The sequence below is a fragment of the Rufibacter aurantiacus genome (genome assembly GCF_017916345.1).
Lineage (GTDB): Bacteria > Bacteroidota > Bacteroidia > Cytophagales > Hymenobacteraceae > Nibribacter > Nibribacter roseolus.
This window is the reverse complement of the sequence record NZ_JAFMSV010000001.1, coordinates 856,398-869,554: the sequence shown is the minus strand read 5'-3', so window position 1 is coordinate 869,554 and position 13,157 is coordinate 856,398. Positions and strand designations below refer to the sequence as shown.

The window sequence follows — 13,157 nt, the reverse complement described above, 5'->3', positions numbered from 1 at the left end:
TACAAGGACAGTTGCTTAATTGGGCACGTACTGCAGGAAGCTAAGGTTTTCTTCGCGCAGGGTATCGTTGGCCATCTCCAGCAGGTCGTTGGCCTGTACTTTTCTGATCTGCCCAAAGATGTCGTTCAGGCTTTCAATGGTGTTCAGGTCCAGGATGCTTTTGCCCATCATCATCATAAAGCCCATGTTGCTTTCCTCGGCCATGGCCAACTGACCCATGAGCTGTTCTTTGGCGGTATGGAGCTGCACCGAGCCCATAGGCTTTTCACGGAGCAGTTTCAGTTCTTTCAACACCAGGCCAACGGTGCGCTTCAGCTGTTTTTTCTCCGTCCCGAAGTAAATCCCGAATAATCCGGTATCCACGTAGGTGGCGTAGTTCGCGTCAATGGTGTACACCAGACCGTGTTTCTCGCGCACCGCCAGGTTCAGGCGGGAGTTCATGCCCGGTCCTCCCAAGATGTTCACCAGCATGAAGAACGTCAGTCGGCGCGGATCAGACAAAGGATAGGCCGGGCACCCGATGACGCAGTGCGCCTGCTGGATGGCCTTCTCCATGACCAGCGTCTGGGGCACGTAGCTGTTGAACAAAAGCCGCTCGCGGGGCTGGATCTTGCTCTGGATGTGGCCCAGGTATTTTTCCGCCAGCTTCACCACCTTGGCAATAGGCCAGTTGCTCACCGAGCAGAACACCAGTTTATCAGTGCTGAGGTTGCGCTCAATGAAGGCCTGGAAGTTCTCGCGGGTAAAGCCGCTCACGCTCTCGCGGGTGCCCAGGATGTTGTAGCCCAGCGGGTGGTTCTGGAACACCACGGCATCAAACTCATCAATGATGGCGTCTTCGGGGGTATCCAGGTACATGGCCATTTCCTCCAGAATCACGCCGCGCTCCTTCTCAATCTCCTTGCCGGGAAAAGTAGAATTAAAGGTGATGTCGGTGAGGAGCTCAAACGCCTTTTCGAAGTGGTTTTCCAAAACCGAGGCATAAAAGCTGATCTTCTCTTTGGTGGTGTAGGCGTTCAGTTCGCCGCCCACGCTTTCCAGCCGGTTCAGGATGTGGAACGATTTCCGTTTCTGCGTGCCTTTGAAGGCCATGTGCTCCCAGAAGTGGGCCAGGCCTTGCTCGTGGGGCAATTCATCGCGGGAACCAATGTCCATCATAAAACCGCAGTGCGCGATTTTAGTATGCGGTACCTGCTTGTGCAGCACTCTTATGCCGTTTGATAGGGTATGGATATGGTAATCAGGTAATTTCGTCAATTTAAATGGTGCGTTTACAAGTAAAACACTTCTGTGCTGCCTTAAGTTGTTTAAAAGAAAGAGCAGCCTGCAAAGGTACGGAGGATTGGCGTGAAATGGTGAAGATTTAGCAGAAGCGGCCCGCAATTTTGCAGGATGGAGAAGGGGGCATCAGAATGGATTCGTTCCCCTTTAAGTTTTTATTCAACCTCTGATAGGGTACACCGGGTCTTTGGGTGTCTAGTCATTAAAGGGCCAAGGAAATGATTCATTCAGCGATCCCTGATATTAGGCTGAGCGGCGCCACGCCCGCGGATTATCCCGAGCTGGTGGCAGTTTGGGAGGCATCTGTGCGGGCCACCCACGACTTTGTGACCGAAGAGGAGATAGACCATTTCCGGCCCATTATCCTGCACGACTACCTCAAAATGATGCAGCTCACCTGCGCCCGCAACAACCACGGGGCCATTCTGGGTTTTGCCGGGGTAATTTCTGGTAAACTGGAGATGCTGTTTTTGCACCCCATGGCGCGGGGCAGAGGCATAGGCACGGCTCTGCTGCAGTACGTGATCCAGCATCAGGGCGTAACCAAAGTAGACGTGAACGAGGAGAACGAGCAAGCCCTGGAGTTCTACCAGCGCCACGGCTTCAAAGTGATCAACCGTTCTGAGCAGGATGCCATGGGCAAGCCGCACCCCATCCTGTATATGGAGCTGGATAAGAATTGATTTCTTAGAGACCCAGATTAAATGGTAAATTCTTCTCTATTCTTCTGAAGGAAAGTAATTAAAGTGAGCTCGGGAAAAAAAAGAAGGACAATCCACTCAGTCTACATTTAAGTTTACATAGGGTGCCTTTCTGCTATGCTGTGTACGCTTTTCGTCCTCCTTTGAAGGGGGTAGGGATGACTACTCGTGCTAATAATAGCATTTCCGAAGTGTAGGGGCAATCCCTTGTGGTTGCCCTTTTCATTAGGACGGCATTAGCTCTGTGTCGAAAGCTTTCGGTTTTTGACGCCGCCTTGTCATCCCCCTACCCCCTTCAAAGGGGGACGGAATGTGCAATAGTTTCAGAGTTGACGTTAGCTGATTGGATATCCGTTTCAGGCCCGTTTTTAAAAAATCAGCCTTGAACAGTTTTAACTTACCAATTCACTAGTAAGTCAGCGTAACGGCTTACCTCTTCAGATACGTGATTTTTATTGAGCCAGGACCTGCTCATAAACCTGGTAGAGCTGCGGGATGGTGACCTGCGGCCGGAAGGTTTGGGCGTGTTCCAGGCCTTGTTTTACCATCTGTTTCTGGAGATCGGGGCTGGAAAGGATTTCCCGGATGGCGTGGGCCATGGCTTCAACATCAGTAGGGGAGACGTAGCGGGTGGCCGGGCCGCCGGCCTCGGAGAAGCAGGAGCCGGTAGACGTGATCACGGGCACGCCGCTGTTCAAGGCCTCCACAATAGGTATCCCGAAACCCTCAAAGATGGAAGGGTAGACAAACAGCGTGGCCAGTTGGTAAATCAACGGCAGCTCCTGGAACGGGATATAGGGCAGAAACAACACCTTCTCCGCCAATGAATGCCGCTCAATAAAGTCATGGATCTCCTGGTAGTACTCCGTTTTGCGCCCGATGAAGACCAGCGGAATAGGCGCGCCCGCCGCGTGCCAGCCTTGCAAAAGATGCAATTGGTTTTTGCGGCGCTCCAGCGTGCCCACGCACAGGATGAACTGGCCTGGTAAGCCGTATTTCTGCCGCACGGCGTTTTGGGCCTCTTTTTCGGGAATCAGCTGAAAAACAGGATCGCAGTCCTGGTATACCACCTGTACCTTTTCGCGGCCTACCCCAAAGAACTCCTCCAGGTCCTGGGCGGTCTGCTCACTGATGGCAATGATCTGGTGCGCGCTGTCGCAGGCGTCCTTGAACTTCTTGCGGTAGATGTAGCGGTCAATGGTAGGATAAAGCTCCGGGAAACGCAGGAAGATCAAATCATGGATGGTGACCACTAGTTTGGTACGCTGCCGGTCCAGGCCGTAGGGCAGCTCATTGCTGAGGCCATGGTACACCTGCACCCCGTGCCGGGGCAAAGCCGCCCGAAGCCCGAAGGTGCGCCAAAGAGAAGAGAACCGCTTGCCTAACCCGTTGGGCTGTACAATCTGGGTTTTGGCCACGGCCGGAAAGAAATCCTTGAACAAATCGTTTCGGCGGGGGGTAAACAGCGCGTACTCGTCCTGGGAATAATGCATCATCATGCCCGAGATAACAAACCGGCTGTAATTTCCCAGGCCCGAGGTATTGGTAAAAGCGCGTTTCGCGTCGTATCCTATCTTCATATCAGCACCGCAATATTAGCATTCTTCCGGGAGAAGTAGATTGAGCCGGAGGTCCAAGGTAGAAAATTACGGAAAAGAGAAGCTAAAGGCTTTGCCCAGCCGCAGCATTCTGGTCAGATCAGGGAAAGTAACCTTCATAGGAAATAATTTCCGCGGGATTGCTCCTGGTTTTGAATATGGGTGAAAATATATAGATGATTTATCCTATATTGATGCATCATTGCTCTTGGCCTGGGTATAGCAAACCTTTAAGAAACTCTCCATAAAACCTGCAAAATGATAAGAAGCGCACTTAGTCTGTTTTGGCCCTTTTCTCCTGCAAAAGGGTTTAAATTCATGGTTTTGCTTTGGGCATGGCTCTGTGTTGGGTTGTCTGCGGCTGCCCAGGAAAAGCGCGCTGAGGAAAAAGTTTACATGAGCGCAGACCAGATGCCGGAGTTTCCGGGCGGGCAAAGCGCCATGCTCAAATTTGTGACTGATAATTTCAGGATGCTGCCTGGCTTGCCCAACGAGCCCTTGAATGGCACCATGGTGGCGTCTTTTGTCATCACCCCAGAGGGAAAAGTGTCTCAGGTGGAGATCGTGAAAAAATTAAGCCCAACTCTGGATGCCGAAATGGTGCGGGTGGTTTCCGCCATGCCCACCTGGAAGCCCGGCGTGCACCAAGGGGTTCCCGTAGCCGTTAGGTCTTCGGTTCCGCTTAAGGTAGCCTGGAAAGGACTCACTCCTAATAATGCCCTTGCCAACATTATCAATGGGCACCTCCAGCAGGAACAGCCTAAACTACAGGCAACCCCTGAGTTCCCGGGCGGGGAGAAGGCCCTGTGGGAGTACATGAAGGAAAAGAAAGCCTCCCTGGAAGACGCCAAACAGATGAAAGTAGCGGGTGTTTTTGAAGCAGAGTTTATGGTCTCAGAAACCGGCAAAGTAACGGATATCCGTATCACCAGGGCTCTGCACCCAGACTTCAGCAAGGCAGTAAGGCAAGCCATTGAGGAAATGCCTGCCTGGAAACCTGCCAAGCAAAAAGGGAAGGCAGTACCGGCCATCTATTCATTTGCCTATGAAGTAAAGGAAGGAGAAAAGTGAGTAAAGTTGAAAACCGGCAAATTTCCTGTTCTGCCATGCTGCGTGATTCAATTCGGTTTCCCAATTGGGTGGCCGATGAAAAAGCCTGCATTAACAATTCTGGTTTGAACTCCGTTTACAGAGAATCTACATTCACTTAAGTAAAGGAGTTACGCATGTTTGATCAAATATTAGGCTTAGTAAAGCAGCAGTTGGGCAGCAACCCCCAAGTGGCTGCTGCCATCCCCCCAGGAAAGGCAGATGCAGTGCACAATGAGGTTGCCCACCAGGTTACCAATGGATTAGCCAACCAGTTGGTCACTCAAGGCGGTATAGGCGGATTGTTGTCTATGTTACAGGGCGGTGGCGCGACCGCAGGTAATCCTGTGATTGCCTCCATCACCCATAATGTGGTAAGTAGCCTGGGAAGTAAGTTTGGTTTGCCTGCAGCGGCTACCACCGCCATTGCAGCCGCTTTGCCTGCCTTACTACAGAAATTCACCCAAAAGGCCAATGATCCCAATGATCACAGCATCACCCCCTCCAGCATCACAGAATCCCTCACAGGCATGTTGGGCAAAGGTGGGTTAGGCGGATTAGGTAATCTGGGTGGTTTAGGTGGGTTATTCAAATAATGGGCTAAAAACTAATGGTCTAAAAACTATATTCCTGCATTCCTGATCTAAAGAATACTTTAGCGGCACGGCTGTACAAAAGGAGCCCCATGAGGCGGTATACAATACCGTCTCATGGGGCTCCTACTATTTTTACCTAATAATAACTAAGTATTTAGTTTGAAAACTAAAATATTAGTTGTAGGTTTATTCCATCACCATCACTTCCTACCTATGAAAGAGTTAACCAAAGCCGAAGAGCAGGTCATGCAGATTCTCTGGAATTTGCGGCAGGGCTTCGTGAAGGACATCCTAGACCAGTTGCCGGAGCCTAAACCTGCCTATAACACCGTTTCCACCATCGTGCGCATTCTGGAGAAGAAAGGCTTTGTAGGCTACAAGGCCTACGGCAAAACCCACGAATATTACCCACTTATTGCCCGCGACGATTACCGCCATTTCTACCTCAAGAACTTTGTGAGCGGCTACTTTGGGGGCTCGTTCAAGCGCCTGGTGTCTTTCTTTGCAAAAGAGGAGAACATGGACCTGCAGGAACTGGAGGAAATGCTTAAGCACGTGAAAGAGGACCTAGACAAGAAAGAAGATGAATGAGGTGCTGCTGCAGTACCTGCTGGAATCGGGCGCGGGCCTGGTGTTGCTCTACCTCTTCTTCGTGCTGGTTTTGAAACGGGAGACCTGTTTCCAGTTTAACCGGTTCTACCTGCTGGCGGCCATCATGCTGGCTTGCCTTTTGCCGCTCTCCAACCTACCGGGCCTCAGTATCTGGCCGCAGGAGCCGGAACCAGTAGCGGTTTTTGAAGATGCGGTGGAAATGCCTATGGTTACTACTGCTGAGGTGATGATGGCTCCCGAGGAATCCTTTGACTACTGGAACCTGCTGTACGTGGCCTATGGCCTGGGCGTGTTGTTCTTTGCCGGAAGGTTCCTGGTGCAGATTATCCGTCTGCGGCGGTTTGCCCGGCAGGAGGGCGTTTCCTTCTACCTGCCCAACCGGGCGCCCGTGGTTCTCACCCACGGCCAGTTCCCTACCTTTTCTTTCTGGCGCTGGGTTTTCTTTGACAACAGTCAGCCACTCACCCCGGAGGAAACCGAGCGCATTCTCCAGCACGAGCAGGTCCACCTGGACCAGCGGCACACCCTGGATGTGCTGCTGGTGTCGCTGGCCGGGATTGTGTTTTGGTTTAATCCGCTGCTGGTGCTGTATAAAAAGGCACTAGAACAAACCCATGAGTTCATCGCCGATGCCCACGTGGCCAAAACCTCCGTTCCGGCTTTGTATTCTTCACTACTGGCAAAGCAGGTGCTCAGGAGCGCCGACTTTCCTATGGGCAGTTACTTCTTCCTCAATAAATCCCTCACCCTAACCAGAATCAAGATGATGAAAAGATTGCATGAGTCCCCTAAAATCAGTCGGATGCTGATGGTAATACCTGTTCTAATCCTGGTTTTGGTTGCGGTAGCTGCCATGCGCCCAGTTCCGGTTCCGGAAAGTAGCGCAGCAACAGCCAAGGTGCAGAACGGACCGGCCCAATTCCCTGGGGGCCGCGAGGCGCTCAATGCCTACGTGAAGAATCATTTGGTGCTGCCCCAGATAGCTTTTGAGAAAAGAAAGAACCAGAACGATTTTGTGGAGGTGAAAGGCAGCATTGAGGTAAAGATAGGGACAGACGGCACGCCCCGTTACGGGAAAAACCTGGGCCTTGAAGTGCGACCCAATGATCCCGAGGTGGTAAAAGCCATTCATGCGCAGTTTGCTCAAATGGTAAGCCAGATGCCCAAATGGGACCCCGGCCCAGAAAGACGGCAAATCCATCGCGTCCAAAGAAACCATCTCGGTGGCCAGCGTGAGCGGAAATTTCCTGTCCTACTCAGAGTATCTGGCCAGCCGGCAGCAGAAGACCTCGGTCACTTCAAAGGCAGGAGATGCCAATGGTTCTGTCGCCAAACGAGCTGAATACCCGGGCGGGAAAGATGCCATGTTCCGTTACCTTCATACCCAATACATTGCACCTAAAGATGTTATTACACCTAAAGCTGCGTTAGAAGCCAAAGGAAGGACTGATAGCACTGTGAAGTTCCTGCGCTATATAAAGGCAGAACTCAACATCGGGGCTGACGGTCAAGTCGAGGAGGTAACCTTCGTCAAGCCTTCTATCAAGCCTTATCTGAATATAGTAGCCACAGCTTCGGAAAAAAAAGAATTTCTACGCGTGGTAAAGCAGATGCCTCGCTGGACACCAGCTTACCAGAAAGGTGCAGCGGTTGCTTCCAAAGAAACGGTGGAGTTTGCCACAATTATGAATATTAATTTGCCAGGGACCGAAGGCAATGAAAAGCCAAATGTGACCCAGGAGAAATCCGCCGCTGCGAAAGACTTGGTTTTCATCGCCGTAGAGCAGATGCCCGAGTTTCCCGGTGGAATGGCAGCCATGATGAAGTACCTGAAAGAGAATATTGCCTATCCCGAAGATGCCAAACGGGCCAATATCTCCGGCATGATGGTGGCTTCCTTTGTGATTAATTCGGAAGGGAAAGTAACAGATGTACAAGTATTAAAGAAGCTGCACCCCAGCCTGGACCAAGCCTTCGTGCAGTCGCTACAGAATATGCCCAATTGGAGACCAGGCATGCAGAACGGGAAAGCGGTATCGGTAAAATACACGGTTCCGTACCGGGTGGTGGCTGAAGCCGCCGCCAATGGCACCAATGAACCAGCGTATAATCAGGAGGAGAAGGTTTTTGTGGCCGTGCAGCAAATGCCTGAGTTCCCCGGCGGAGGCCAGGCGGCTTTGATGAAGTATCTCTCTGAGAAAGTTGGTTTACCCGAAGAAATCCGTAAGGCAAAGGTAGAGGGAATGGCCATCGCCAGTTTTGTGGTCACTGCCGAGGGCAAGATCACGAAGGTAGAGGTGATAAAGAAACTTCATCCTGCTTTGGACCAGGCTTTGGAAAAAGCCCTTCAGAACATGCCCACCTGGGTTCCGGGAAAACAAAACGGGAAAGCCGTGGACGTCAAGCTAAACCTCCCTTACAAGGTGGATCTGTCCAAATAGAACTTTTCCTTAACTACTTATTTGCCCAGAAGCCCGGAACCTGTTTCCGGGCTCTTTTTTTGAAAACGGCTGCTAAACGGAATGGCTAAAGCGAAGCGGCTACTGCCAAACCAACTCCATCACTTTGGGGCCAACCTGCACCGTGGTGTGGGTTTCGCCGGGCAGCCGGTTTACCACAACCTTCTTGAGATGACTGGAGAGTTTCTGCTGGCTCATGACCCTAGTCTGGGAAGCCTTCCGGTACAGCACAATGCCACCGTTCTCCTGTATGCCCTTCACCGCATCGGTTTTGAAGGTGAATTTGCCGCCCGTTACCAGAACCACGGCGTTCACCGGATCTAGGCTAGCCAGGCCCTGCGCCAGTTCTAGCGCCTTGCCGGCGTTGGGTACCCCGTAGCCCACAAAGTTATTCCCGAAGGGGTACAGGTGGCTGCTTTTCTGTATGATATTGGTAAGCTGTTGGGGCGTGAGATTGGGGTTTGCCTCCAGAAGGCAGGCGGCCAATCCGGCAATAACGGGTGCTGAGAAAGAAGTCCCTGAGGCCGCGAAACACACTACATCTGGTTTGAGGTAGGGTAGGAAAGTGGGCCCGATGCTGCTATAGCCCTGTTTGCTCCAGGTGGAGAAGTCGGAGGCGCCTACGGTGAGCACACCGGCGGCATCGGCGGGGGTGTTTACTACCAGCCACTTCTTGTTGTTGCCGTCGTTGCCGGCCGCAATCACCAGCATCATGCCTTTCTGTTCCACGGCTATCTGCACGGCGCGGGCAATGTAGCTGCTGCCGTCCATCTGCTCGGGGCGGTAGTTTTCCTCGGGTTTGTCAAAACCGGTGCCATAACCCAGAGAGGAGTTCACCAGGCGTACGCCCAGGCTGTCCATCCATTCCAGCGCCCGCACAAAGTATTCCTCTTCCACGCGGCTCTCGCGGTTGCCCTGATCGGTGCGGGCCAAGTAGAAATCGGCCTCAGAGGCAAAGCCGCTCAGCACCCGGGCACCGGGGTCAGAGCCGGCCAGGCACAGCAAGACATCGGTGCCGTGGGAGTCCATGTAGGTTTCGCGCTTGGTATAGGTCTGGCTCAAGGCAGGGTTCACAAAATCACGGAAGGCTTTCAGGCGGCCGTTTTCAAAAATGGGCTGCAAACCCGCTTTCTTGGGAGCCTCAAAGAAACCCGCGTCAATCACGCCCACTTTCACCCCTCGGCCCGTTAGACCGGCTGCCAGAATGGCCTCGGGCTTGAGCTGGGTCAGGGCTTTGCTCACGTACAGCGGCTTGTAAGGCGTAAAGGTCTGGGTAGGCTTGAAATACCCGGTAATGGGCTTAAGCTCGCGCACAAAAGAACTTTGCTCCAAGCTTTTCACCTGCGCGGGGTTGGCCGTGACCACGGCGGCGTTGAGCCACTTGGAAACCGCCGTTACCGTGAAGCCCTTTTGGGTCAGACTGTCCAGGTAGGCGGGGTGTACCGGTTGGTCAGAAGATTGGGCGAGAGGCAGATTTTGCAGGCGGCGTCTTTCCAGGGCGGCCGCGCTCACCAGCGGGCCTAAACGGGCGGCAGGCTTGTCTTTGAAGATAACCCAATACCGCTGTTGCGCCTGTGCTTGGGCCGGAAAGAAGCTCCTTATAGCCAAGGCACAGAAAAAAAACACTATTGTACAAACCCTCACGTTTCAGAGATTAAATGAAGGCTATTTGCCTGCAAATTACCGTTTAATGTCATACATTTAAGCCTCAAAACCTTGTTTTAAGGTCTATTTCAGAAAAGCAGGCCAGAAGCGCCAAGCTTGTAGCACACCAAACTACGCCAACACGTACCGCCATGAAATACGAGTCTATCGGGAAAGACCTTTACATCCACAACCGCCACAAATTCACCCCATACCTCAAGCCGCAGTCACTGGCCATCTTCCATTCCAATGATGTGATGCCCACCAACGCAGACGGCACCATGCCTTTCCGGCAGAACAACGACCTGCTTTGGCTGAGTGGTATAGACCAGGAGGAAAGTGTGCTGATTCTTTTCCCCGATGCCCGTGAGGAGCGCCTCAAAGAGATCCTGTTCGTGCGCGAGACCAATGACCACATCCTAACATGGGAAGGCTACAAACTCACCAAGGAGCAGGCCCGCGAGGTATCCGGCATTGAGACCGTTTTCTGGACCCATGAATTTGACTCTATCCTGAACTCGCTCATGCCGTACGCCGAGAACGTCTATCTCAACTCCAACGAGCACCTGCGCGCCGTGGTGGAGGTAGAGACCCGCGATGCCCGTTTTATCAAGAAGATAAAGGAAAAATACCCTTTACACAACTATTGCCGCAGCACGCAGCACCTGCATTACCTGCGCTCCCTCAAACACCCGCGCGAGATTGAACTCATGCGTACCGCCTGCAACATCACTGAGAAAGCCTTCCGGAGGCTACTCAAGTTTGTGAAACCCGGCGTGATGGAGTACGAGATTGAGGCCGAAATAGCCCATGAGTTCCTGCGCAACCGCTCCCGCGGGCCGGCCTATAGCTCTATCATCGCCTCGGGCGCCAATGCCTGCATCCTGCACTACGTAGATAACTTCAGAGAGTGTAAAGACGGTGATGTGCTGCTCATGGACTTCGGGGCTGAGTACGCGAACTACGCCGCTGACCTTTCCCGCTCCATCCCTGTTAACGGCAAATTCACCCAGCGCCAGGCCGATGTCTACAACGCTGTGCTGCACGTGATGAAAACCGCCAAGCAGATGCTGGTGCCGGGCAACACCCTGGACCAGTACCACAAATTTGTGGGCAAGGTGATGGAGAACGAGCTCATCAAGCTGGACCTGCTTTCTGAGGAAGAGGTGAACAACCAGAATCCCGCGCAGCCCCTCTACAAGAGATACTTCCCGCACGGCACCTCCCACTTCCTGGGCCTGGACGTGCACGACGTGGGCGACAAATACCGCCCGTTTGAAGAGGGCATGGTCTTCACCTGCGAGCCCGGCATCTACATCAGGGAAGAAGGATTGGGCATCAGGCTGGAGAACGACATCCTCATCACCCATAACGGTCCGGTAGATTTGATGGAGAACATCCCGCTGGAACTGGAGGACATAGAGCGCGAGATGCGCGGTTAAGCAAAAGATTTCAGGTGACTTGTTCCGGGGCTGATTTCTAAAAACCAGCCCTTAAACAGGAATGCTTAAACCAAGGCCAGGCGGCCGAATTAGATTTTCAGAAAGAACGTGAGTACCGTAAAAGAGATTGTAAAAGCAGGGCGTGCCCTTACCTGGGCAGGAATGGTGGCTGCCCTGTTGGTGGGGTCAACCGCAATGGCCCAGCAAAAAGAAGCGCCCTTGCCCATTGATACGGAAGAGCCCGGTACCCGCCGGCTTACCTTAGAGGAGGTAATCAAGATGGCCCGGGAGCAATCTCCCAGCTATCAGCAGGCCATCACCCAGCTGGAAAACCGTACCTGGCAGTATCAGACGTATAAAAGCAATTATTTGCCCCAGTTGGCGCTGTATGCCACGCTGCCTTCTTACACCAAAGACTATGAACGCGTCACCGATCCGGAGGGACGCGTGAACTTTGTTCCTGTCCAATCATCCATCTCATCAGGGCACTTAGAGCTGAAGCAGAACATCGGTCTGACCGGGGGTACCATTGCCATTGATTCCAAGCTGAACCGGATTGACAACTTCCACGAAATCCAGGGGCATAGTTATATCTATGCCTCCAACCCGGTGGTGGTAACGCTCCGGCAGCCTATTTTCAACCACAACGGCTTAAAGTGGGACCGCAAAACAGAGCCTCTGCGCTACGAGGAAGCCAAGCGTAACTTCTGGGAGGAAATGGAGCGCATTGCCGTGCGGGCTACGGACCTTTATTTCTCGCAGTTGCAAAGCCAGATAGGCTATGACATTGCCCAGAAGAACGTGGCCAATAATGACACCCTCTTCAAGATTGCCCAGAGCCGCTTTTATGACGCCAAGATCAGTGTAAATGAGCTCCTGCAGCTTGAGTTAAGCCTTTTGACGTCCAAACAGAGCCTGGAGCAAGCCAGATTGGATATTGAGACCAGCACGCTGCGCCTGAAGACGTATTTAGGTTTCACCGAGACGTACCCCATCCGGTTGCTGCCGCCAGACCTTATTCCGCAGTTTGAGGTGAATGAAGAAGTGGCGCTGCGACAAGCCCGCGAAAACCGTTCCCGCATGATCGGGATCAAACGGGAGGAGTTAGACGCCGAGCGGAACTTAGACTGGGCCCAGGCCAGTGCTGGCGTCAACGCTGATCTTTTCCTGCAGTACGGCTTAACCCAGCGGGCGGGTTCTCTTGGGCCGGTGTACCAAGACCCTACAGATCAGCAACGGGTCAATCTGGGATTTAGCGTTCCGCTGATGGATTGGGGCCGTAACAAGTCTAAGATTGGAACCGCCAAAGCCAACCTGAAACTGGTGAAAGCCAACCTGGAACAGCAGCGCGTGAGCTTTGAGCAGGATGTGTTCCTGCAGGTGAAAAGATTTAAAATGCTGCGTGAGCAGATGAAGATCGCGCAGCAGGCGAATGGTCTGGCAGAGCGTAGGTTCCTGGGAGCCAAAGACCGGTACCTGAGCGGGAAAATAGGTTTGCTGGAGCTGAACCAGGCAGCGACCGAGCGTGACTCAGCCCGTCGTAGCTACGTGAGCTCTCTGCGCAATTTCTGGGATGCCTACTACAACCTGCGCCTCCAGACCCTCTATGATTTTGAGACAAACCAGCCTTTAACCATGCCGCTGCCGTTCTAAATGAAAAACAGGGCAAGATGCCGCAGCGTTTTGGCCTTGTTTCTGGAAAACAGGCCCATAAACAGAAAAGAGCCCGCTACTG

11 protein-coding genes are annotated in these 13,157 nt (G+C 52.8%); 8 read left to right on the top strand and 3 right to left on the bottom strand.

The genetic code is table 11. The features are described 5' to 3' along the window. Window positions 1–15 precede the first annotated feature (15 nt). Entirely contained in the window at window positions 16–1,257 is a 1,242-nt protein-coding gene (locus J3P34_RS03475; protein ID WP_210486440.1) for a M16 family metallopeptidase, read from the bottom strand. A 242-nt stretch (window positions 1,258–1,499) separates the two neighbouring features. On the opposite strand from J3P34_RS03475, the gene J3P34_RS03470 reads away from it, so the two are divergent. Then, on the top strand, window positions 1,500–1,964 hold the full coding sequence (locus J3P34_RS03470) for a GNAT family N-acetyltransferase (protein ID WP_210486439.1): 465 nt from the start codon (window positions 1,500–1,502) through the stop codon (window positions 1,962–1,964). A gap of 470 nt (window positions 1,965–2,434) precedes the next feature. Here the strand turns inward: J3P34_RS03470 and J3P34_RS03465 are convergent, their stop codons facing one another. Next, window positions 2,435–3,562, bottom strand: a complete 1,128-nt coding sequence (locus tag J3P34_RS03465) for a glycosyltransferase family 4 protein (protein ID WP_210486438.1) — start codon at window positions 3,560–3,562, stop codon at window positions 2,435–2,437. A 414-nt stretch (window positions 3,563–3,976) separates the two neighbouring features. Here J3P34_RS03465 and J3P34_RS03460 point away from each other — a divergent pair, with 414 nt between their 5' ends. The 5 genes from J3P34_RS03460 to J3P34_RS22325 all read left to right on the top strand — a co-directional run bounded on the left by J3P34_RS03460 (window position 3,977) and on the right by J3P34_RS22325 (window position 8,318). Further along, entirely contained in the window at window positions 3,977–4,651 is a 675-nt protein-coding gene (locus tag J3P34_RS03460; RefSeq protein WP_210486437.1) for an energy transducer TonB, read from the top strand. 155 nt (window positions 4,652–4,806) lie between these two features. Beyond that, window positions 4,807–5,265, top strand: coding sequence for a DUF937 domain-containing protein (locus tag J3P34_RS03455; RefSeq protein WP_210486436.1), 459 nt, complete (start codon window positions 4,807–4,809; stop codon window positions 5,263–5,265). 213 nt (window positions 5,266–5,478) lie between these two features. Continuing rightward, the gene (locus tag J3P34_RS03450) at window positions 5,479–5,856 is read left to right on the top strand and encodes a BlaI/MecI/CopY family transcriptional regulator (RefSeq protein ID WP_149092354.1); all 378 of its coding nucleotides are present in this window, start codon (window positions 5,479–5,481) and stop codon (window positions 5,854–5,856) included. Continuing rightward, window positions 5,849–7,219: a M56 family metallopeptidase gene (locus J3P34_RS03445; RefSeq protein ID WP_210486435.1), complete on the top strand. Its 1,371-nt coding sequence runs from the start codon at window positions 5,849–5,851 to the stop codon at window positions 7,217–7,219. Before J3P34_RS03450 ends, J3P34_RS03445 begins: the two co-directional genes overlap by 8 nt. After that, entirely contained in the window at window positions 7,110–8,318 is a 1,209-nt protein-coding gene (locus tag J3P34_RS22325) for a TonB family protein (protein WP_210486434.1), read from the top strand. Before J3P34_RS03445 ends, J3P34_RS22325 begins: the two co-directional genes overlap by 110 nt. Before the next feature lie 99 nt (window positions 8,319–8,417). Here J3P34_RS22325 and J3P34_RS03435 read toward each other — a convergent pair whose 3' ends face one another. After that, window positions 8,418–9,944, bottom strand: coding sequence for a S8 family serine peptidase (locus tag J3P34_RS03435; protein WP_210486432.1), 1,527 nt, complete (start codon window positions 9,942–9,944; stop codon window positions 8,418–8,420). A gap of 188 nt (window positions 9,945–10,132) precedes the next feature. On the opposite strand from J3P34_RS03435, the gene J3P34_RS03430 reads away from it, so the two are divergent. Further along, window positions 10,133–11,422 (top strand): aminopeptidase P family protein, encoded by a 1,290-nt coding sequence (locus J3P34_RS03430; protein WP_210486431.1) that lies wholly within the window; start codon window positions 10,133–10,135, stop codon window positions 11,420–11,422. Between the two features lie 108 nt (window positions 11,423–11,530). Beyond that, window positions 11,531–13,075, top strand: coding sequence for a TolC family protein (locus J3P34_RS03425; RefSeq protein ID WP_210466398.1), 1,545 nt, complete (start codon window positions 11,531–11,533; stop codon window positions 13,073–13,075). Window positions 13,076–13,157 lie beyond the last annotated feature (82 nt).

What these genes read in the sequence shown, in the direction of transcription:
- J3P34_RS03470 (WP_210486439.1), top strand. Translation starts at nt 1,500, where the DNA reads ATGATTCATTCAGCGATCCCTGATATTAGGCTGAGCGGCGCCACGCCC.
- J3P34_RS03465 (WP_210486438.1), bottom strand. Translation starts at nt 3,562, where the DNA reads ATGAAGATAGGATACGACGCGAAACGCGCTTTTACCAATACCTCGGGC.
- J3P34_RS03460 (WP_210486437.1), top strand. Translation starts at nt 3,977, where the DNA reads ATGAGCGCAGACCAGATGCCGGAGTTTCCGGGCGGGCAAAGCGCCATG.
- J3P34_RS03455 (WP_210486436.1), top strand. Translation starts at nt 4,807, where the DNA reads ATGTTTGATCAAATATTAGGCTTAGTAAAGCAGCAGTTGGGCAGCAAC.
- J3P34_RS03450 (WP_149092354.1), top strand. Translation starts at nt 5,479, where the DNA reads ATGAAAGAGTTAACCAAAGCCGAAGAGCAGGTCATGCAGATTCTCTGG.
- J3P34_RS03445 (WP_210486435.1), top strand. Translation starts at nt 5,849, where the DNA reads ATGAATGAGGTGCTGCTGCAGTACCTGCTGGAATCGGGCGCGGGCCTG.
- J3P34_RS03430 (WP_210486431.1), top strand. Translation starts at nt 10,133, where the DNA reads ATGAAATACGAGTCTATCGGGAAAGACCTTTACATCCACAACCGCCAC.